Source organism: Streptomyces cyaneofuscatus (assembly GCF_033109485.1).
Classification (GTDB): Bacteria; Actinomycetota; Actinomycetes; order Streptomycetales; family Streptomycetaceae; genus Streptomyces; species Streptomyces cyaneofuscatus.
On the sequence record NZ_CP137002.1, the window covers coordinates 2,685,120 to 2,703,520 of the forward strand.

The window sequence follows — 18,401 nt, forward strand, 5'->3', positions numbered from 1 at the left end:
GGGCGCCCGTGAATTACCCCCGTACCCGGTCGTCAGTGCGCCGCCAGCCTCTCCACCAGCCCGATCCCCCGCGCCAGCAGCTCCCGCTCCTCGACCGTCAGCTCCGACTCGATCGCCCGCGCGAGCCAGTCCGTCCGGCGCCCCCGCTCCTCCTCCAGCAGCGCCTGCCCGGCGGTGGAAAGTTCGACCAGGCTCTTGCGGCCGTCGGTCGGGTGGGCGCGGCGGGTGATCAGGCCTTGGTCCATGAGCAAGCCGACGGCGCGGGCCATTGACTGCGGGCGGACGCGCTGGTCGGCGGCGAGTTCGCTGGTGGTCATCGCACCGCTGCGGTCCAGGGCGCCGAGGACGGCCACCTGGCCGAGCGGCATCTGATCCTCCAGCTTCACGCGGCGCGTGAGCTTGCCCATCGCGGTGCGCAGTTCGGCCGCGATGGCGGTGGATTCCGGAAGGGACATACCGAATTTTAACGCGGGCCGACCGCACGGCCGCTCTCCCCCACAGCTGAACTGTGCAGCTCACCTGCACAGCAAAGCTAAACAGCACAACTGCACAGCATTGCTGTAGAGTCTACGGAGCCGGGCCCCGCGCCACCGTCGCCGCAGCCGAGCCCGGCGGAACGCATGCGACAACGGGAGGGCATCCCATGACCGCCATCACCTCCGTCACCGGCCGCACCGTCCTCGACAGCCGGGGCAACCCCACCGTCGAAGTGGACGTCGAACTGGCCGACGGGTCCATCGGCCGGGCCGCAGTCCCCTCCGGCGCCTCCACCGGCGCCCGCGAGGCCGTCGAGCTCCGCGACGGCGACCCGGCCCGCTGGCACGGCAAGGGCGTCGACCAGGCCGTACGCAACGTGAACACGGAGCTGACCGCCGCCGTCACCGGGCGCGAGGCCGAGGACCAGGCCGGGCTCGACGCGGCGCTCATCGCCGTCGACGGCACCCCCGCCAAGTCCCGGCTCGGCGCCAACGCGGTCCTCGGGGTCTCCCTGGCCGCCGCGAAGGCCGCGGCCGCCGCCCACCGCCTGCCGCTCTACCGCTACCTCGGCGGCTCCGACGCCCGCCTCCTGCCCGTGCCGATGATGAACATCGTCAACGGGGGCGCGCACGCCGACAATCCGCTGGACTTCCAGGAGTTCATGATCGCGCCGATCGGTGCGGAGACCTTCGCCGAGGCCGTACGCATGGGGTCGGAGATCTTCCACACCCTGCGCCGCGACCTCCTCGCCGCCGGGCACTCCACCGGCGTGGGCGACGAGGGCGGTTTCGCCCCCTCCCTGCGTACCGCCGAGGAGGCGCTCGACTTCGTGGTGGCCGCCGTCGAACGCACCGGGTACCGGCCGGGCACCGACATCGGCCTGGTCATGGACCCCGCCACGTCCGAGTTCTTCCGCGACGGCGTCTACGACTACACCGGGGAGGGCGTACGCCGCACGCCCGCCGAACAGGCCGACTACCTGGTCAAGTTGATCGATGCCTACCCCATCGTGTCGATCGAGGACCCCATGGCCGAGGATGACCTCCCGGGGTGGCGGGAGCTGACCGCCCGCGTCGGCGCACGCTGCCAGCTCACCGGTGACGACGTCTTCTGCACCAACGAGGCCATCCTGCGCGAGGGCATCGGCTCCGGCGTCGCCAACTCCGTTCTGGTGAAGGTCAATCAGATCGGGACCCTCACCGAAGCCCTGGCCACCGTCAACGCCGCCCACCGGGCCGGCTACACCGTCGTCATGTCCCACCGGTCGGGAGAGACCGAGGACACGACCATCGCGGACCTGGCGGTGGCCACCGGCTGCGGTCAGATCAAGACCGGTTCGCTGTCCCGCTCCGACCGCACCGCCAAGTACAACCAACTCCTCCGCATCGAGGAGCAGTTGGGCGACAGTGCGCAGTACGCGGGCGCCCAGGCCCTGCGGGTCGGCACAGCAGCGAGCTGAACGGCCGAAGGGGCCGGGAGCTCAAGCTCCCGGCCCCTTCCTCATCCGACCGCGCGGGGTCAGTTGCCGATGCCGGAGCTGCCCACGCCCGAGTTGCCGATGCCGTGGCTGCCGAGGCCCGTGTTGCCGAGACCGGCGTTGCCGATGCCGCCGTTCTCGATGCCCGCGTTGCCCAGACCCCAGTTGGCGATCCCGGCGTTGCCCAGACCCGAGTTGGCGATGCCCGCGTTGCCGATGCCGGAGTTCTCGATACCGGCGTTGCCCAGGCCCCAGTTGGCGATGCCCGCGTTGCCGGCGCCGCCGTTGTAGAGGCCGGCGCTGCCGACGCCCGTGTTGCCGATGCCGGAGCTGCCCACACTGTCGGCGCTCGCCGTACCGGCGCCGCAGAGGGCCAGAGCGGCGGCGGCACCGAGCGCGGTCGTCACGCGGATGAGGGTCGTGCGCATCGTGGCATACCTCCTATTTAGGAAATCTTGCTTGCTATCCCTAGCACGCGGCCGGACCGGATACGGGGATGCCCGCCTGACACCGCCATACGCTCACCAGCGCGAGTGGTCCCCCTACGGCCCGTCCGGCGGGTCGGGCCGGGGCGCCGCGGGGTCCGGCCACCCGCCGACGTACGCGTCCAGCGCCGCCATCGTGGGGTCCACGACGTCCCAGTCGTGTACGGAAGGATGCCCGGCGAACAGCCCGCACGCGTCCCCGCTCCGCGCGTCGGTCGCGGGGCACCAGGCCAGCCCCGCCAGCCGGGCCCTGCCCCCGCTCCACCGCACCCAGACGGCCTCACGGTTCGCGTCGTCCTCCCACAGCAGGCACGCGTGGTCGTCGTCGTGGGCCTCGCCGAGTTCGCACAGGACGTACCCGGCCTGCGGCGGGCTCCCGGGCGCGGCCAGGCGCACCACATGGTCCGGCGGCGGCAGCAGGGCCACGGCGGTGCATTGCTTCATGGGGCCTCCGGTCGGCCGTCAGGGCTCGTCGTTGCCGGTGGGCGGCGCGATCAGGTCGCCGAGCGGGTCGGTCACGAAGAAGGAGTGCGGGGCGGGGTGGTGGTCGAAGTACGCGCACGAGGTGACGGTGCGCGTGGCCAGCTCGCGGAGACGGGCGGGGCAGACCGGCAGGACGGCCAGGCGGTAGACGCGGTGCGCGCCGGTACCGGTCCACAGAAGCCACAGGTCCTGGTCGACATCCGGGGTCTGGGCCGCCCAGAGGTACGCGGCGTGCTCGGCAGACTCGTCGTGCTCGCCCAGCTCGCAGAGCAGGAACTCGTCCGGGGCGAGCACTTCGGGCGCGTGCTCGGGGCCGCCCTCCATGGTGGCGAGCGCGAGAAGCGCCTCGTGGTACGGCACGTCGGTCACGGCGGTGCACTGCAGCACGGCGTCAGGTCTCTTCCCCACGGTGGCAAGTACGAATGGCGAGCACGGGTGGCGAGCGGCCGGTCCGGGCCGACCGGCCATCCGGCGAGGGTGAGGCGCAGCCCGACGGCGGGGTCGACCACCGTGAGCAGGGCGGGGCGCCCGGACTCCAGGGCGGCGAGGGCTTCGTCCTGGCGGCCCTCGTCGCCCGCCCACGCCCGCAGCCCTTCCGGGGCGTCCGAGCCGTGGAAGGTGATCTGCCGGACGTCCCGCGCCCTGAGCCACGGGGAGGCGGGCGGCAGGTCCCGCCCGTGGCCGTCCGCCAGGCGCAGCGCCTGCCTGCGGAGCCACCGGAGAACGAGCCGGCGATGGGGCACGGCGATCCCGCCGAGCCACAGGGCGCCGCCTCCGCCGGTCGTGGCGGTGACGGCGGCCACGTACTCCAGGTCCCTCATACGGCACGCCCACCGGAACCGGAGCCGTCACCCGGGCCGACCGGGCGGCGCAGGCGGGCCGCCAGAACGCACGAGCACCGTACGGGGGTCGTCCTGCCGGGTGCGTTCACAGCACCTCACCCCGGCTGCGGGCGTTGAGGCGTGCGGTACGGGCCCGGAGTTGCTCTATCAAGAGGGCGGGGCGTACGTGGCGGGGCTCGGCCTCCCACTCGATGCCGCCGCCCACGGGGCGGAGGGACCAGCGCGGGCCGGCGACGCCTCGGAACTCACCCACGCGGTCACCGCGGCTCATGTCGACCAAGAGCGCGCCGGGCGCGGGGAGTTCGGGAGGCTCCTGGGCATTCGGACGCGCGTTCTCGCCGTACACCGATAGTTCCTCTCTGTAGCTGAACGACTACCGGGGCGGCTCAGCGTGTCCTAACGTTGGATCACCTTCAACGTTTCAGGGGTGGAGAGAACGTTGGTCAACCTCAAGCCATTGAACCCGGACGCAAGCCCGGAAGCGGCCTACGGAGCACGCCTGCGCAGTGAGCGCGAGGCGCGGGGGTGGAGGCAGGACGACCTCGCCGGGCGGATCGGGTACACCGGGCGGCACGTATCCGGTGTGGAAACTTGTCACAAGTCCCCAACTCGCAAGTTCTCGATCGCTGTTGATGTCGCACTGGGGTTCGTGGGAGCGACGGAGTCGTTCGAGCGCGAGTGGCAGAGGATCGAGCACGGGGTGCTGTTGCAGGGCTTCCCGGAGTACCTGGACCTGGAGGGCCGGGCGGCGGAGATCAGGCTGTTCGAGGTGGGCGTCATTCCCGGTCTGTTGCAGACACGGGAGTACGCGCAGGCGCTGGCCGACGGAGCGGTCGACCGAGGGATCATCACGGCTGAACAGGCCGATGAACGCGTCGCGTTCCTCATGGCACGTCAGGCCGCGCTGCTGCGGGACGTGCCGCCCGTGCTGATCGCCGTGCTGGACGAGAGTTGTATCCTCCGGCCGGTCGGCAGCCCGGACGTCATGAAGGCGCAGTTGCAGTATCTGATCGACTTCGCCGCGCAGCCCCACACCACACTCCAGCTCGCCCCGTTCAGCATCGGCGAGCGTCGACCCTTCAACCGAGCGGTGAACCTGCTGACCCTTCAGGACCGGTCCGTGGTCTCCTATGTCGAGTCCGAGACGCAGGGGCACTTGGACCGCGAACTCAGCTCCGTCATTCCGCTGGTGAGGGCCTACCATCAGTTGCAGAACGTGTCTCTGTCGCAGACAGATTCCGTGGACTCGATCCACCAGCATCGGAAGGGCAGCCCGTGACGACCGAACCGACGACCCAGCAGTGGGTCAAGTCCTCCTACAGCGACAACGGCGGCACCTGCGTCGAGTGGGCCCCGGGCACCGCGACCGCCACCGGCATCGTCCCCGTACGCGACTCGAAGAACACGGCCGGCCCGGTGCTCGCCTTCCCCGCCGCCGCGTTCTCCAGCTTCGTCGCGGGCGTCCGGGCCGGAGACTTCGGCACCGTCTGACCGACGGCCGACCGGTCCTGCACCGCCTCCGCCCCACCGTGCCCAGCGCGCGGCGGGGCGGAGGCGGTTCCAGGGCCATAGGCCGCCGCCGGGCTCAGCGCCCGACCCTCAGCACCGCCTTCCCCGTGTTCTCGCCCGCCTCCAGCAGCCGCTGGGCCTCCGGCGCGTCGGCCAGGTCGTACTCGGCCGTGATGTCGATCCGTACGGCGCCGGACGCGACCAGGCCCAGCGCCGCGCGGGCGTGGCGGCGCAGGGTGTCGGGGGCGCGGCGGGAGAGGTCGCCGATGTTGTAGCCGGTCAGGGCGCGGTTGTTCTTCCAGACCGGGAGGACCGGGAGGTGCAGGTCGGGGTGGCGGGCCGCCTCGCCGTAGACCGCGACCCGGCCGAAGGGGGCCAGCGCCTCGAAGCTCGCGAGGCGCGTGGGGCCGCCGATCGGGTCCAGGATCAGGTCCACGCCCCGGCCGGACGTCGCCTTCCGCACCGCGTCCGGGAAGCCGTCCCGGAGGAAGACCTCGTCGTAGCCGAAGCGGCTCGCGTACTCCGCCTTCTCCTCCGTGCTCACCGTGCCGTACACCGCCGCCGCCCCCAGCGACCGGGCGAGCTGCGCTGCCGCCGAGCCGACCCCGCCCGCCGCCGCGTGGACGAGCACGGTCTCCCCGGCCGCGAGGTGGCCCGCCCCGGCCAGGACCCCGTACGCGGTCGTCAGGACGAGGGGGGCGGCGCCGGCCGTCCGCAGGTCCAGGCCCCCCAGCTCGGCCAGCTCCGCCAGCGGGAAGACGAAGGGCGCCGGCGCGGTGGCGTACTCCGCGTAGCCGCCGCCGTCCGGGAGGTACGCGGCGACCTCGTCGCCGACCGCCGGGCCGGTCACCCCTCCGCCCAGCGCGACGACCGTCCCCGACGCCTCCAACCCGGTCACCGTCTCGCCCTCGGACGGCCCGAAGTCGCCCAGGCGGTGCTGGACTTCGCCGTAGTTGACGCCCGCGTACGCCACCCGTATCAGCACCGCACCGGGCCCGGGCACGGGAGCTGCCAGCTCCACCGCCCGCAGCACCTCCGGCCCGCCGACTTCCTTGAACGCGACCGCCCTCATACGTTCCCCCTCCGCCCGGCCACACCGCAGCGCGGTGGCCGGTCTCCCGTGATCGTCCTCGGCTTCTCCGACGTCCGGAACTCGCACCTGGGCCGTCGTATTCCCCGGAGGGGAGGGGGAGTTACGGCTGCCGCCGCTACGCGGCCGGCGCATACAAGCTCGCGGCATCGTGCAGGCCGACCCCTGGCCCTAGGAGGGGTCGGCGTCCGGCTCGGGAGCTGCGCGGAGGGTCTCTTCGACGGTGGTGGCGATGATGCGGTCGCGGTCCGCCGGGGCGAGCGGAGGTGCGGGCGTGTCGGCCTGATCGAGTTCGAGGCGGACGCGGCGGGCGACGGTGTCGGGCGTCGGGACGGGAGCGGCCGAGTTGCGGCTGCGGATGTCGTTGAAGACCGTCCACGCCAGAGTGGCGATGCTGACGATAAGACCGGCCAGAGCCACCGGGTCGGTGTACTGGCCGGGCCTACGGTCGGCTCCCCGGTTGTGCAGCGCGACTTCCACCTCATGGGCGAGGTTCGCGTACGCCGGTGTGGTGAGGCGCTGGGCGGCTGCTCGGGCACCTTGCTCAATGGGGTCGCTCATGACTCTGTCTCCTCTGGGTCGATGTCCGTGTCAGCGGGTGGGTCGGTGGGCTGGATGAGTGCGTACGCGCGGGCGGCGGGCGGCATCGGGTTGCCTGTCTGCTGCTGCCAGGCGCCCTCGACGGCTTCGATGCCCAGGCGGGCTGTGAGCAGGCGGAGGTGTTCGGGGCCTGAACCGGTCCTCGGATGCGGGATCTCATCGAACAGGGCGACACACTTGATCACCCAGGCGAGTGCGATGTCGGAGTCGTCCTGGGCTTGGGCGAGCAGGCCCAGTGCCGCGTATGTGAGGGCCATGCCGGGCCGGTTTCCGAGATCCTCATCGATCGAGAGGCACTTGCGATACCAATCCTCCGCCTCCCCCAACCGCCCACGCTCCTGAGCCACCACGCCCAACTGGTGATAGCTGGAGGCCATACCAGGCCGCTTCCGAAGCTCCTCCTCAATGGAGAGCGACTTGCGATACCAATCCTCCGCCTCCCCCAACCGCCCACGCTGCTGAGCCACCATGCCCAACTGGTGATAACCGGTAGCCATACCAGGCCGGTCGCGAAGCTTCTCCTTGATGGAGAGCGACTTGCGATACCAATCCTCCGCCTCCCCCAACCGCCCACGCTCCTGAGCCACCACGCCCAACTGGTGATAGCTGGAGGCCATACCAGGCCCGTTCCGAAGCTCCTCCTTGATGGAGAGCGACTTGCGATACCAATCCTCCGCCTCCCCCAACCGCCCACGCTCCTGAGCCACCATGCCCAACTGGTGATAGCTGGAGGCCATACCAGGCCGCATCCGAAGCTCCTCCTCAATGGAGAGCGACTTGCGATACCAATCCTCCGCCTCCCCCAACCGCCCACGCTCCTGAGCCACCATGCCCAACTGGTGATAACAGACAGCTATGAAATGGCTTCGGCTGGGGCTGCTGGCCTGATCGTCCAAAGCAAGCAGGATGGTGCGGTACGTGTTCTCGGCTTCGTCGAGTTGCCCCGCCGCAACCTGTCGATCGGCTTGAGATCCGACCACGAACAACCAGAGGCCGCCTTCGGGCGTCGCCGCGTTCGGACGGGTTCCATCGAGTGCTTCGACGGCCAGTAGAACTCGGTCCGCCCAGGACTGAGCCTCCTGCGCCAGCCCTCTCACCTCCCAGTAACTGTCCAGTGGCTGAAGGATGGACCGAGCCTTCTCCCATTCTCCGTGGGACAGGGCACTGGCGACCATGGCTCCCAACATCCGCTGCTGATACCTGATCAGAGCAAGCGCGAGCTGGGCGTCACCGCGATGGATCTCGCCCGACAGCCAGGTTCCGAGGCCGGCGTAGACCGATACAAGGGCCTGAAGGGCGGCATCTCGTTCGTCCGCTTGGGCACCGGCCGCCCTGGTGTGCCAGCGAGCAGCCAGGTGGGCGGGCAGTGCCGGAGGGAGACGATATTGCCCGGCTCCGAGCGGGGTCAGCAGGCCGAAGGCCGCCGATTTCTCCAGCAACTCCGCCCAGTCCTGCGTAGTACGGCCCCGGAAGCGCTCCGGAGTCTCTACAAGGGACGAAAAGGCACCGAGGACATCGGCGTCGGCGACTCCGTGGAAGAGGCTCAGGACAGTGAGGGCCTCCTGGTCGTCGCGGCTCAGGTGGCGGAAGGAGTAGGCGACGCTCGCCGACAGCGACGTCTTGCGGTCACCGTCGGTGCCGCCATCTCCTCCGACCGGCAGGACGGTGGTGCCCTGGAGGCCGCTCAAAAGGTGCTGGGCGGTGCTGGTCTCCAGGTGCGGAAGAGTCAGGCGCATGCTGAGCGGGTGGCCGTCCAGCCAGTGCATGAGATCGGCGAAGGCTCTGGTCTGACGGTGCGGGCCGGCTGCGGGGTAGGGAGCCAGGATCTGGTCGGCGTAAGCGGTGGCATCCTTGCTCGTCAGCCCACCGAGCGGGATGCGGCGCACGTCGGGGCCCAGCCAGGTCTCGGGTGTACGGCTGGTGATGACCACCGCGCTCCCGCTGCTGGCGGCGATGCGGCTGAGGAAGCCCCGCATCCGGTCCTGCTCGTGCTGCGGGAGCGGCGGGGTGGCCCGGCCCGGGTCGGGCATCTCGCGGACGGATTCGAAGTTGTCCCAGATCAGCAGCAGCTTCCGGGTGGTGAGGAGTTCCTCGACCGCGGCCTGACGCTTCGCGTCGTCCAGGAGCGCGAACGGGTTGCCGAAGATCTGGAGCCCGATGTCGGTGATGACTCCGTCCAGACCGAAGGAGGCGACGCCGGGCTCGAACGAGTGCCAGAGCACCCATTCCGGCTTCTCCACGCCGCCGGTGTCGCGCCACCACCGGCCGAAGGCCTTGGCCAGCTCGGTCTTCCCCGTCCCGCCGGGGCCGTGCACCACCACGACGTGCTGGAGCCGAGCGGCGGTGTCCAGGGTGTAGAAGTCCGCGTCCCGGCCGACGAACTCACCGACCGGCTCCAGGCCGTGACCATGCCCGGCCTTGGGCTCTTCGCGGATGCGGGTCAGGATGTCCCCCACGTCCGGCACGGGTTCGCGGGCGGTGCGCAGTTCGGGGAAGTGGGCTTCGCTGCGTGTGTAGAAGACCGGGACCATCCAGTCCGCCAGGGGCAGCATCCCCTTGAGCGAGGGCCGCTTGTCGTTGAGCTTCAGCTGGGCACGTCCGGCGGTGACGGCGTCGGTCACCCGGTCTCCGGCGAACAGCCGCTCATAGAACGCGGTCATGAACTCAGCGGCGGCGACCGCGAACACGCTGTACGCCATCGCCACCACGCTCGCGCAGCCCTCCTTCAGGAGTCGGGTCGCCACCGCAGCCTCCACCTGCGATCCGGCCTCCGTCTCCAACTGGCCGGACTGGCAGGCGTTGAGCACCACCACCGGCACCTTCGCCTGTGCCAGGACCCGGGCCACACGGCCTGCGTCGACGAGGTCGCTGCCGCCGCCAGGCTTCTCGAACGCCAGCATCCCCTGCGGGCCCGGAGCGTCGTACATCACAGGCCCCCACCCGCCTCCCGCCCCGGTGGCTGACGTCTGCCCGAAGACCCCATGACCGTCAAAGTGCACGACCTGGAACGGCTTTCCGGCCTCCTGCGCTTCGGTCAGCACCTCACGGAGCCGGTCCAGGGTCGGTGGCCGCAGCACCACCAGATCCACGCTGCCGCGCACCGCCTCCAGTCGTCGCAGCAAGGGGCGGGCGATCATCTGGTACCCGACGTCGTTCGTGCCCTGCGGGCGGGAGATCACCATCAGCACCCGGAGCCGCGAGCCGGGAACGCCGACGACCTTCGCCATCCCCTCGCCCGTCAGGTTGCGCGAGACCGCTACCCCGTCCAGCGCCACCGGCACACCCCGGCCGGGGAAGGACATCAACTCCCACGGGCGCCCCAGCTGCTGGGCCGAGGACGACAGGAAGACCAGCTCCACCGGGCCGTCCTGGGCGCGCGCGTCCACATACGCGTCCCGCACCGGTCCCGCCGGGAACACCGCCGTGAAGATCTGCTCTCCCCAGGACGGCAGCAGACCCGCGACCCTGGCACCCCGCTCCTCGTAGACCCCGGTAGGAACTTCGAGGTACTGCTCCAAGTACCACCGCAGATCCGTCAGATCGTCATCCGTCAGCGGCCACACCAGATCCATCGGATCGCCGACCGGCCGCGGGTACTGCTCCCCCGCAGGCCACGACAACAGCTGCACCCGTCCGTCGGACCGTAGATCCACCAGCAACCGCTGCACCGACAACTTCGCCTCCGCGTCGCACTCGCAGTAGGAGGACGACGATAGACGTTCCATGGCATCAGTACCCAAAGGATCATCCAAGCCGCGACGCCACCCGGGACGGACACCACAGATCGAGAGTGGCAGGTTCCGGACAGCTCGTGGGCCTCGCGTGGTGCCCGAACTACCGCCAGAGCCGCAGAACTTGCACAAAGTTGTCATGCACTTGACGCACCCGCATGCCGCACAACAGGCTCGGAGCCCCCCGCTCCCTTGGACAGCCTGACGACGAAGAGGTGCACTCTCATGCGCTCACGCCCCATCGGATTCCTGCTCGCGACCCTCGCGGGCGCGACGCTCGCCCTCGGCGGCATCTCCCCCGCCTCCGCGTCCCCCGACGCCGCCACCCCCACCGCCACCACGGCTCGTACAGCCACCGCCTCCGGCGACATCGGAACCGCCGACGCCTGCTACACCTGGGGCGGCACCCTCCGCGAGGGTTCCAGCGGCGAGGCCGTACGCCAGCTCCAGATCCGCGTCTCGGGCTACCCGGGCACCGGAAACCAGATCGCCATCGACGGCGCGTTCGGCCCGGCCACGAAGGCGGCCGTGCAGCGCTTCCAGGCGGCGTACGGGCTGGCCGCCGACGGCATCGCGGGTCCCGCGACCTTCAACAAGATCTACCAGCTCCAGGACAACGACTGCACCCCGGTCAACTTCACCTACGCCGAGCTCAACCGCTGCAACTCCGACTGGTCCGGCGGCAAGGTCAGCGCCGCCACCGCGCGCGCCAACGCCCTGGTCACCATGTGGAAGCTCCAGGCCATGCGGCACGCCATGGGTGACCGGCCGATCACCGTCAACGGCGGTTTCCGCAGCGTCTCCTGCAACAGCGCGGTCGGCGGCGCCGCCAACAGCCGCCACATGTACGGGCACGCGGCCGACCTCGGCGCCGGGCCGCAGGGCTTCTGCGCCCTCGCCCAGGCGGCGCGCAACCACGGCTTCACCGAGATCCTCGGCCCGGGCTACCCGGGCCACAACGACCACACCCACGTCGCCGGGGGCAGCGGCCGCTTCTGGTCCGCGCCCAGCTGCGGCATCTGAGACCCGACACGGTGTGCGGGTTCCTCCGGTCGGCGGGCCGGAGGAACCCGCGTACCGCCGTGTCCGTAGAAGCCCGGACGCCCGCACACCGCCGTCTCCCCCCCCCGGGGGACGGCTACCAGCGCATCCCCACCACCACCGCCAAGGCCACCAGCAGTCCGCACAGGACGCCGTTGACGACCCGGTTCTCCCAGAACACCGCGACGAACTCCCGGATGGTGGCGCTCGGCCAGAAGTACGCGGCGGTCGGCGACCCGATCACCTGGCCGCGCACACCTTCCCGGCGGGCGGTCATCGCCGCCCGGAACGCGTGGAAGTTGTTGGTCACCACGACACAGACGTAACGGTCGTCGGCCTCCTCCATCATGTGGCGGCTGAAGCGCAGGTTCTCGGTGGTCGTACGGGAACGCGCCTCCTGCCGGACGAGCGCCGGGTCGGCTCCCTCCGCGACCAGCCAGCGCCCCATCGCCTCCGCCTCGGGCAGCTTCTCGTCCGGCCCCTGCCCGCCGGAGACCAGCAGCACCGGCGGCTCCGCACCCCGGTCCACCTGCTTCCGCTGGACGGCGAGGCCGGACCGCAGCCGCGAGGCGAGCAGCGGGGGGACCCGCTCGCCGCCGATGAGGCCCGAGCCCAGCACCACCACGAAGTCCACGTCGCCGCGCACCCGGATACGGCCGTACAGAAAGGCGTACGCGAGGAAGCACAGGAAGAGGAAGGACACATAGCCGGTGACGAGCACGACGGCCAGGAGGAACGACTGGTACGCGCGCGAGCCTCCCAGGTAGTCGGCGGAGACCACCAGCGCCAGCACGGCGAAGATACCCACACCCGCCAGCCCCGACAGGAGGTTGGCCGGGCGGCGGCCCTCCTTGCGGACCATGGTCAGTCCGTTGCCGATGAGGAAACCGCCCAGGAGCACCACCGCCAGCGCGGGCACGAAGAAGACCAGCGAGTACACCAGGACGGCCAGATTGCCCGGCAGCCGGTCCACCTGCGTCAGCAGGGCGAAGGACAGGCACAGCACGGTCAGTCCGAGCAGGACCGCGTTGCGGAACTGCCGGCGGTCCTGCCGGACGCCCCAGCAGAACCAGAGGAAGAAGACTGCTGTCGGTACGAAGGCGATCACAGGTGACCTCGGATGCGTCGGCCGCGCGGGGGCGGGAGGGGCCGGAGGGGGCTGGGCCCCCCCCCGGGGGGGTGTCCTACTCCGCGGAGGACGACCGGCGGTTCTCCTCCATCCAGTCCCCGTTCGTCTGCCAGGCGTACAGCGTGTGGCCCTCCAGCGAGACGTAGTAGGAGCCGCAGCGGCCCCGCGCCTCGCCCGCCCGGTCCGAGGGGAACCAGGAGGCGCTGATCTCCGGGTCCGGGGCCTTCTTCCCCCGCAGCTGCTCGCAGGAGCCGGGGAGCCGGTCGCCGTTGAGCGTGGCCTTGAGGATGCGCTCGCCGCCGGTGGTGCGCATGGCGTACTCGACGGACGCGGCGTCGTCGGGGAGCCAGCTGGGCACGGAGTCGCGGTCGGCCTTCGCCGCCTTGCCGGTGGCGTAGGAGGAGGTCTGCTCGTGGCGGCCGTCGTACCACTCCCTGGCCTCGGGCACGACCACCGCGGCCGTGATGCCGAGAACCACCACGCCACCCAGGGCACCTATCAGAACGCCACGCATCTTCGCTTCTCTCCTCTGCCGGTATCCGCTTCGTCTGCCGCGAGCCGGGGAACGCCCTTGCTCGCTTACGTCCATTTTCCTAGCCGTATGGCTGGAAAAAGTCAGACTATGAGGCATATGGGGGGTACGCCTCTGGTCGCACACCCCTGATACCGACCCGGACCCGACGCCGTTCTAGCTGCTCACGGCAGCCGCCGAACCGGCCGCGATCGCCGCCACGGTCCGCAGCACGGCGGAGTTGACCGCCTCCGCACCCCAGCTGGCCCGCTCCAGCTCCTTCGCCCGGTGGTAGACCTTGCCGGACCACGGGACGGTGCGGTGCAGGTTCGGCAGGGACCCGCTCGCGGAGAGCAGGCCGATCAGCGAAGCCGTACGGGCATCGGGTTCCGCGCCGTCGATCAGGACGGCCCGGACCTGCTCCAGGAGCGCCTTCTTGTACGCGCTGTCCGCGATCGTGTGCGACGTCGTACGGAAGAGGCCCAGCGTCTTCTTCGTCTCCCGGCGCAGCGTGCCCCGCTCGACGAGCCGGTCGAACACCGGCTCGCGCAGCCCGGTGCCGATCTCGATCAGAAGCGTCTGGACGCCTCGTACCTTCTCGGAGACCTTCTTGTACGCGTCGCGCAGCAGCGGGTCCTCCGGCGGCCGGCCGACGACGGCGTGCACCCGGATGCCGGTCAGCCCCTGGTCACCCTCGTCGACCCGGACATGACCGGCGAGCCCCAGCTCCACCAGGACCGCACCGCCCTGCGTGTAGTAGAGCGTGCCCGCCGTCGGGATCGCGCCGGAGGCGTCGTCCATCAGCAGCAAGGTCAGGTCTTCGACGATCAGCAGCTTGCTCGGCATGTCTCTTCCCACCGTCGGATAGGGGCCTTTCGGCCACGCTATCCACGGCGGGGCGGGGCGGCGCGGTGCGAGCTGTCACCGGCGTCGATGACAGATGTCATGACGAGCGCCGGGGAACGAGGACCGGGGACAAGGGCGACGAGGACAGGGGCTCAGTACACGCGAGGTCCGGCGTCGGTGAGGTGCACCTTCTGGTTGTAGCCGGTCGGTTCCTTGCCCTTCCAGACCTCCTCGCATTCGTAGGTCGTCTCACCGAAGGGGACGGCCATGGCCTCGGGGATGTCGTTGCAGAGGGCGTATTCGATCTCGTGGTTGTTGCCGAAGATGATCCGCGCCACTCCTTCGCGCGTGAGCAGGCCCGTCTGCGGGACGGCCTGATACTCGACGACGCTGTCGGACCAGCCCTTGTCCCCGATCGTGACGTTCCACTCGACGTCGACGCCCTTGAAGGAGACGGTGCAGGTCACCTGCGTCCCGGCCTTGGAGCTGACCTTGTCGGGGCATGTCCCGGCCGGCTTCCCGGTGGCGTTGGCCAGGCTCAGCGTCTTGCGCTCCAGTTCGTGCGCGACGATCTCGGTGAACGGGAGGCCGTCGGGTGCCTCCGGGTACTCCGGCACCTTCCCCTCGGGCGGGGTCAGCTTCTGCGGGAGGAGCGAGGGAGCCGGAGCCGCCGCCTTGTCCGAGGCCTCGTCGCCCCCTCCCCCGCACCCGCTGACCAGGAGACCAACCACACCGACAGTCACCGCAACACGCTTCATCCGCATAACCCGCCACCCTAGAGGGGCGTCAGGAACGTCTGGGGAGAGGGCCCCGCCCTCCGACGCCGGGGCGTGCCCGACTCATTGACAGCGAGGTGCCGCCCTGTCACCGTCTCGACTGACGGCGGCAGTTCCCGGACCCGGACCCCCAGGGGGCCCAGGGCCCACCGCGCGCATCCCCCACCCCACCCCGCGCCTCCCTCCCCCACCGCTCGGCCGCCGTCGAGTGGGAGCGCTCCCAGAGAAGGGCCGCACTCGTGAGACGACTTCTTCGTACGCTCGCCGCCTCGGCGTTCGCCTGTCTGCTCCTGCCGCTCAGCGCCGCCCCGAGCAGCGCCACGACCACGTCCGTCCAGGCCAGCCCCATCGACCTGACCAGCGGTTTCTACACCGACCCCTCCTCCGGCCCCGCCGCCTGGGCCGCCGCGAACCCCGGCGACGGGCGGGCCGCCGCCATCCGCGACAACATCGCATCCCGCCCCATGGCCCGCTGGTTCGGCGCCTGGAGCGGGGACATCGGGGCCGCCGTCGGCTCGTACGTGGGCGCCGCCGACGCCGCCGACAAGCTGCCCGTGCTCATCGCGTACAACATCCCCGGCCGCGACGCCTGCGGCGGCCACTCCGGCGGCGGCGCGGGCACCCCGGCCGCGTACCAGGCCTGGATCTCCGCCTTCGCCTCGGCCATCGGCTCGCGCCCCGCACTCGTGGTGATCGAGCCCGATTCGCTCGGCGACTTCAGCTGCCTGAGCCAGGCCCAGATCGCTGAGCGCAACGGGATGCTCCGGGGCGCCCTGGCCCAGTTCCGCAACCGCGCGCCCAACACCTGGACCTACCTGGACGCCGGAAACCCGGCCTGGATCGGCGCGGCCACCATGGCCCAGCACCTCGACGGCGCCGGTGCCCGCGAGGCGCACGGCTTCTCGCTGAACATCTCGAACTACTTCACCACCGGCGAGAACACCGCCTACGGCAACGCCATCAACTCGGCGCTCTCCTCGTCGTACGGCTACACGAAGCCGTACGTCGTCGACACCAGCCGCAACGGAAACGGCTCCAACGGTCAGTGGTGCAACCCGGGCGGACGCCGGATCGGAGCCGTCAGTCAGACGGGCGGCGGGGGCGGCGCCGAGATGCTGCTCTGGCTGAAGACCCCCGGGGAGTCCGACGGCAACTGCGGGGTCGGCGGCGGGTCGGCGGCGGGGCAGTTCCTGCCGGAGGTCGCTTACAAGATGATCTACGGGTACTGAGGACCCGGACAGCGGCGGCGGGCGGCGGGGCCTGGTCCGGACAGAAGGTCGGGCGGAAAGCTGCCGCCTGCCGCATGAGTGCGGCCGCCCTGCGAGTCAGGATGGCCGCACTCATGGTTTCTCTAGTTCTTCTGGGTCTTCTGGGTCTTCTGGGCCCTGATGATCACCAGGACCGTGAGCCCGCCGCAGGCCAGGCCCGCGAGAGCCCAAGGGATGCTCGGTGTACCGCCATTGAGGTGGTAGCCGATGGTGCAGAAGATGAGCGTCTCGATCAGGACGATGAGCAGCCACCAGCGCCTTCCTGGCATCCGGGCCCCTCCTTTTCGTTCATGAAATCCCGGGTTCACGCGATGTGGCGTTGCCGTGATTCTCCAGGAGAGGCGGAGAGCCGAACGCCGGGGCCTCGGACCTGCCCCTCAGGCCGCACCCGGACCTCCGGGAATCGCCCGACACCCCTGGCCCGCTCAAGAAATCCGCGAGGAGATTCAGCGACCATGTCGAGAACCCGCGTCCCGCTCCGTCTCCCGGGTGAAGGCGGCCGGAACGGGTCGCCCCGCACCGAGGAGAACCCCATGGCCAAGTACCTGATGCTCAAGCACTACCGAGGCGCCCCGGACCCGGTCAACAACGTGCCCATGGAGCGGTGGACGCCCGAGGAGTTCTCGGCGCACATCCAGTACATGAACGACTTCGCGGCCCGGCTGGTGGAGACCGGGGAGTTCGTCGGCGAGCAGGCGCTCGCGCCCGAGGGGGCGTGGGTCCGGTACGACGGGGAGGGGCGGCCGCCGGTCACCGACGGGCCGTTCGCCGAGACCAAGGACCTGATCGCCGGGTGGATGATCATCGACGTCGACTCGTACGAGCGTGCCGTCGAGCTGGCCGGTGAGCTGTCGGCCGCCCCGGGCGCGGGCGGCAAGCCGATCCACGAGTGGCTGGAGCTCCGGCCGTTCCTCACCGCGCCGCCCACCATCGCGGAGTGACCTCAGCGATGCCGACGCCCAGGCCGAAGCCCATGCCCATGCCCATGGACGAGGTGCTGCTCCGGAGCATCGTCCCGGGCGTGCTCGGGGTCCTCGTCCGCCGCGGAGCCGACTTCGCGGCGGCCGAGGACGCCGTACAGGAGGCGCTGATCGAGGCGGTCCGGGTCTGGCCTTCCGATCCGCCGCGCGATCCGAAGGCCTGGCTGGTCACCGTGGCCTGGCGGCGGTTCCTCGACGCGACCCGGGCCGATGCCGCCCGGCGCCGGCGCGAGGACGTCGTGGAGGAGGAGCCGGCGCCCGGTCCCGTACCCGGCACCGACGACACCCTCCAGCTCTACTTCCTCTGCGCCCACCCCTCCCTGACGCCCTCGTCCGCCGTCGCGCTCACCCTGCGCGCTATCGGCGGGCTGACCACGCGCCAGATCGCCCAGGCCTACCTGGTGCCCGAGGCGACCATGGCGCAGCGCATCAGCCGGGCCAAGCGCACGGTCTCCGGTGTGCCGTTCGACCGGCCCGGCGATGTCTCCACCGTGCTGCGCGTCCTCTACCTGGTCTTCAACGAGGGCTACTCCGGCGACCTCGACCTCGCCGCCGAGGCCATCCGGCTCACCCGGCAGCTCGCGGCCGCGATCGACCACCCGGAGGTGGCGGGGCTCCTCGCCCTCATGCTGCTCCACCACGCCAGGCGCGCCGCCCGCACCGCGCCCGACGGCAGCCTGGTGCCGCTCGCCGAGCAGGACCGGGGGCGGTGGGACACCACCGCGATCGCCGAGGGGGTCCGGATCCTCCAGGCGGCCCTCGCCCGGGACCGGCTGGGCGAGTACCAGGCCCAGGCCGCCGTCGCCGCGCTCCACGCCGACGCGCCGACCGCCTCGGAGACCGACTGGGTGCAGATCGTCGAGTGGTACGACGAGCTCGCGGGCCTGACCGACAGCCCGGTCGTCCGGCTCAACCGCGCGGTGGCCGTCGGTGAGGCGGACGGGCCGCGCGCCGGGCTCGCCGCCCTCGCGGAGCTGGACGGCGCGCTGCCCCGGTACGCGGCGGTGGCGGCGTACCTCCACGAGCGCGACGGCGACCTGGAGCGGGCGGCCCAGCTCTATGCCGAGGCCGCCCGCAAGGCCCCGAACCTCGCCGAACGCGACCACCTGACCCGCCAGGCGGCCCGGCTCAACAGCGGCCGGGGGCGGTGACGCGC

General features: G+C 71.0%; 21 protein-coding genes. 7 read left to right on the plus strand and 14 right to left on the minus strand.

What is annotated here, in order from left to right; translation table 11 throughout:
- Positions 1-32: 32 nt before the first annotated feature.
- Positions 33-455, minus strand: coding sequence for a MarR family winged helix-turn-helix transcriptional regulator (locus R2B67_RS11275; protein WP_317817621.1), 423 nt, complete (start codon positions 453-455; stop codon positions 33-35).
- Between the two features lie 188 nt (positions 456-643).
- Between R2B67_RS11275 and eno the strand changes: the two genes are divergently transcribed.
- Complete coding sequence (eno, locus tag R2B67_RS11280; RefSeq protein WP_317817623.1) at positions 644-1,936, plus strand: phosphopyruvate hydratase; 1,293 nt, start codon at positions 644-646, stop codon at positions 1,934-1,936.
- Between the two features lie 59 nt (positions 1,937-1,995).
- Here eno and R2B67_RS11285 read toward each other — a convergent pair whose 3' ends face one another.
- From R2B67_RS11285 to R2B67_RS11305, 5 genes are all read right to left on the minus strand, one after another.
- Positions 1,996-2,382 (minus strand): hypothetical protein, encoded by a 387-nt coding sequence (locus R2B67_RS11285; protein WP_030561236.1) that lies wholly within the window; start codon positions 2,380-2,382, stop codon positions 1,996-1,998.
- Positions 2,383-2,496: 114 nt separating this feature from the next.
- Complete coding sequence (locus tag R2B67_RS11290) at positions 2,497-2,883, minus strand: hypothetical protein (RefSeq protein ID WP_317817625.1); 387 nt, start codon at positions 2,881-2,883, stop codon at positions 2,497-2,499.
- Between the two features lie 18 nt (positions 2,884-2,901).
- The gene (locus R2B67_RS11295; protein ID WP_317817626.1) at positions 2,902-3,309 is read right to left on the minus strand and encodes a hypothetical protein; all 408 of its coding nucleotides are present in this window, start codon (positions 3,307-3,309) and stop codon (positions 2,902-2,904) included.
- Complete coding sequence (locus tag R2B67_RS11300; protein WP_317817627.1) at positions 3,288-3,743, minus strand: hypothetical protein; 456 nt, start codon at positions 3,741-3,743, stop codon at positions 3,288-3,290. Before R2B67_RS11300 ends, R2B67_RS11295 begins: the two co-directional genes overlap by 22 nt.
- A gap of 106 nt (positions 3,744-3,849) precedes the next feature.
- Positions 3,850-4,110, minus strand: coding sequence for a hypothetical protein (locus R2B67_RS11305; RefSeq protein WP_317817628.1), 261 nt, complete (start codon positions 4,108-4,110; stop codon positions 3,850-3,852).
- A gap of 93 nt (positions 4,111-4,203) precedes the next feature.
- Between R2B67_RS11305 and R2B67_RS11310 the strand changes: the two genes are divergently transcribed.
- Both R2B67_RS11310 and R2B67_RS11315 read left to right on the plus strand, forming a co-directional pair.
- On the plus strand, positions 4,204-5,043 hold the full coding sequence (locus R2B67_RS11310; protein ID WP_317817630.1) for a helix-turn-helix domain-containing protein: 840 nt from the start codon (positions 4,204-4,206) through the stop codon (positions 5,041-5,043).
- The gene (locus R2B67_RS11315; protein WP_317817631.1) at positions 5,040-5,255 is read left to right on the plus strand and encodes a DUF397 domain-containing protein; all 216 of its coding nucleotides are present in this window, start codon (positions 5,040-5,042) and stop codon (positions 5,253-5,255) included. Before R2B67_RS11310 ends, R2B67_RS11315 begins: the two co-directional genes overlap by 4 nt.
- A 94-nt stretch (positions 5,256-5,349) precedes the next feature.
- Here the strand turns inward: R2B67_RS11315 and R2B67_RS11320 are convergent, their stop codons facing one another.
- The 3 genes from R2B67_RS11320 to R2B67_RS11330 all read right to left on the minus strand — a co-directional run bounded on the left by R2B67_RS11320 (position 5,350) and on the right by R2B67_RS11330 (position 10,688).
- On the minus strand, positions 5,350-6,345 hold the full coding sequence (locus R2B67_RS11320) for a quinone oxidoreductase family protein (RefSeq protein WP_317817632.1): 996 nt from the start codon (positions 6,343-6,345) through the stop codon (positions 5,350-5,352).
- 189 nt (positions 6,346-6,534) lie between these two features.
- Positions 6,535-6,924, minus strand: coding sequence for a hypothetical protein (locus R2B67_RS11325; protein WP_317817633.1), 390 nt, complete (start codon positions 6,922-6,924; stop codon positions 6,535-6,537).
- The gene (locus R2B67_RS11330) at positions 6,921-10,688 is read right to left on the minus strand and encodes a tetratricopeptide repeat protein (RefSeq protein WP_317817634.1); all 3,768 of its coding nucleotides are present in this window, start codon (positions 10,686-10,688) and stop codon (positions 6,921-6,923) included. Before R2B67_RS11330 ends, R2B67_RS11325 begins: the two co-directional genes overlap by 4 nt.
- Before the next feature lie 231 nt (positions 10,689-10,919).
- On the opposite strand from R2B67_RS11330, the gene R2B67_RS11335 reads away from it, so the two are divergent.
- On the plus strand, positions 10,920-11,717 hold the full coding sequence (locus tag R2B67_RS11335; protein ID WP_317817635.1) for a D-Ala-D-Ala carboxypeptidase family metallohydrolase: 798 nt from the start codon (positions 10,920-10,922) through the stop codon (positions 11,715-11,717).
- Between the two features lie 115 nt (positions 11,718-11,832).
- On the opposite strand, the gene R2B67_RS11340 is transcribed toward R2B67_RS11335, so the two are convergent.
- From R2B67_RS11340 to R2B67_RS11355, 4 genes are all read right to left on the minus strand, one after another.
- Positions 11,833-12,843, minus strand: coding sequence for a YdcF family protein (locus R2B67_RS11340; protein ID WP_317817636.1), 1,011 nt, complete (start codon positions 12,841-12,843; stop codon positions 11,833-11,835).
- A 76-nt stretch (positions 12,844-12,919) separates the two neighbouring features.
- The gene (locus tag R2B67_RS11345) at positions 12,920-13,378 is read right to left on the minus strand and encodes a hypothetical protein (RefSeq protein WP_317817638.1); all 459 of its coding nucleotides are present in this window, start codon (positions 13,376-13,378) and stop codon (positions 12,920-12,922) included.
- A 174-nt stretch (positions 13,379-13,552) separates the two neighbouring features.
- Positions 13,553-14,221, minus strand: coding sequence for a GOLPH3/VPS74 family protein (locus tag R2B67_RS11350; RefSeq protein WP_161266024.1), 669 nt, complete (start codon positions 14,219-14,221; stop codon positions 13,553-13,555).
- 152 nt (positions 14,222-14,373) lie between these two features.
- Positions 14,374-14,964: a hypothetical protein gene (locus R2B67_RS11355; protein ID WP_317817640.1), complete on the minus strand. Its 591-nt coding sequence runs from the start codon at positions 14,962-14,964 to the stop codon at positions 14,374-14,376.
- Positions 14,965-15,236: 272 nt separating this feature from the next.
- Here R2B67_RS11355 and R2B67_RS11360 point away from each other — a divergent pair, with 272 nt between their 5' ends.
- Positions 15,237-16,226: a glycoside hydrolase family 6 protein gene (locus R2B67_RS11360; RefSeq protein WP_317817641.1), complete on the plus strand. Its 990-nt coding sequence runs from the start codon at positions 15,237-15,239 to the stop codon at positions 16,224-16,226.
- Positions 16,227-16,348: 122 nt separating this feature from the next.
- Here R2B67_RS11360 and R2B67_RS11365 read toward each other — a convergent pair whose 3' ends face one another.
- Positions 16,349-16,534, minus strand: a complete 186-nt coding sequence (locus R2B67_RS11365) for a hypothetical protein (protein ID WP_317817642.1) — start codon at positions 16,532-16,534, stop codon at positions 16,349-16,351.
- A gap of 264 nt (positions 16,535-16,798) precedes the next feature.
- On the opposite strand from R2B67_RS11365, the gene R2B67_RS11370 reads away from it, so the two are divergent.
- Both R2B67_RS11370 and R2B67_RS11375 read left to right on the plus strand, forming a co-directional pair.
- Entirely contained in the window at positions 16,799-17,206 is a 408-nt protein-coding gene (locus R2B67_RS11370) for a YciI family protein (RefSeq protein ID WP_018510225.1), read from the plus strand.
- A gap of 44 nt (positions 17,207-17,250) precedes the next feature.
- Positions 17,251-18,396 carry an RNA polymerase sigma factor gene (locus R2B67_RS11375; protein WP_317824823.1) on the plus strand — a complete coding sequence of 382 codons (1,146 nt, stop codon included), beginning with the start codon at positions 17,251-17,253 and terminating at the stop codon, positions 18,394-18,396.
- The last annotated feature ends 5 nt before the right edge of the window (positions 18,397-18,401 follow it).

Excerpts from the sequence above, each read along its gene's own strand:
- R2B67_RS11335 (WP_317817635.1), top strand. The coding sequence starts at position 10,920 with ATGCGCTCACGCCCCATCGGATTCCTGCTCGCGACCCTCGCGGGCGCG.
- R2B67_RS11275 (WP_317817621.1), bottom strand. The coding sequence starts at position 455 with ATGTCCCTTCCGGAATCCACCGCCATCGCGGCCGAACTGCGCACCGCG.
- R2B67_RS11350 (WP_161266024.1), bottom strand. The coding sequence starts at position 14,221 with ATGCCGAGCAAGCTGCTGATCGTCGAAGACCTGACCTTGCTGCTGATG.
- R2B67_RS11325 (WP_317817633.1), bottom strand. The coding sequence starts at position 6,924 with ATGAGCGACCCCATTGAGCAAGGTGCCCGAGCAGCCGCCCAGCGCCTC.
- R2B67_RS11365 (WP_317817642.1), bottom strand. The coding sequence starts at position 16,534 with ATGCCAGGAAGGCGCTGGTGGCTGCTCATCGTCCTGATCGAGACGCTC.
- R2B67_RS11330 (WP_317817634.1), bottom strand. The coding sequence starts at position 10,688 with ATGGAACGTCTATCGTCGTCCTCCTACTGCGAGTGCGACGCGGAGGCG.
- eno (WP_317817623.1), top strand. The coding sequence starts at position 644 with ATGACCGCCATCACCTCCGTCACCGGCCGCACCGTCCTCGACAGCCGG.
- R2B67_RS11370 (WP_018510225.1), top strand. The coding sequence starts at position 16,799 with ATGGCCAAGTACCTGATGCTCAAGCACTACCGAGGCGCCCCGGACCCG.
- R2B67_RS11285 (WP_030561236.1), bottom strand. The coding sequence starts at position 2,382 with ATGCGCACGACCCTCATCCGCGTGACGACCGCGCTCGGTGCCGCCGCC.
- R2B67_RS11345 (WP_317817638.1), bottom strand. The coding sequence starts at position 13,378 with ATGCGTGGCGTTCTGATAGGTGCCCTGGGTGGCGTGGTGGTTCTCGGC.
- R2B67_RS11300 (WP_317817627.1), bottom strand. The coding sequence starts at position 3,743 with ATGAGGGACCTGGAGTACGTGGCCGCCGTCACCGCCACGACCGGCGGA.
- R2B67_RS11320 (WP_317817632.1), bottom strand. The coding sequence starts at position 6,345 with ATGAGGGCGGTCGCGTTCAAGGAAGTCGGCGGGCCGGAGGTGCTGCGG.
- R2B67_RS11290 (WP_317817625.1), bottom strand. The coding sequence starts at position 2,883 with ATGAAGCAATGCACCGCCGTGGCCCTGCTGCCGCCGCCGGACCATGTG.
- R2B67_RS11375 (WP_317824823.1), top strand. The coding sequence starts at position 17,251 with ATGGACGAGGTGCTGCTCCGGAGCATCGTCCCGGGCGTGCTCGGGGTC.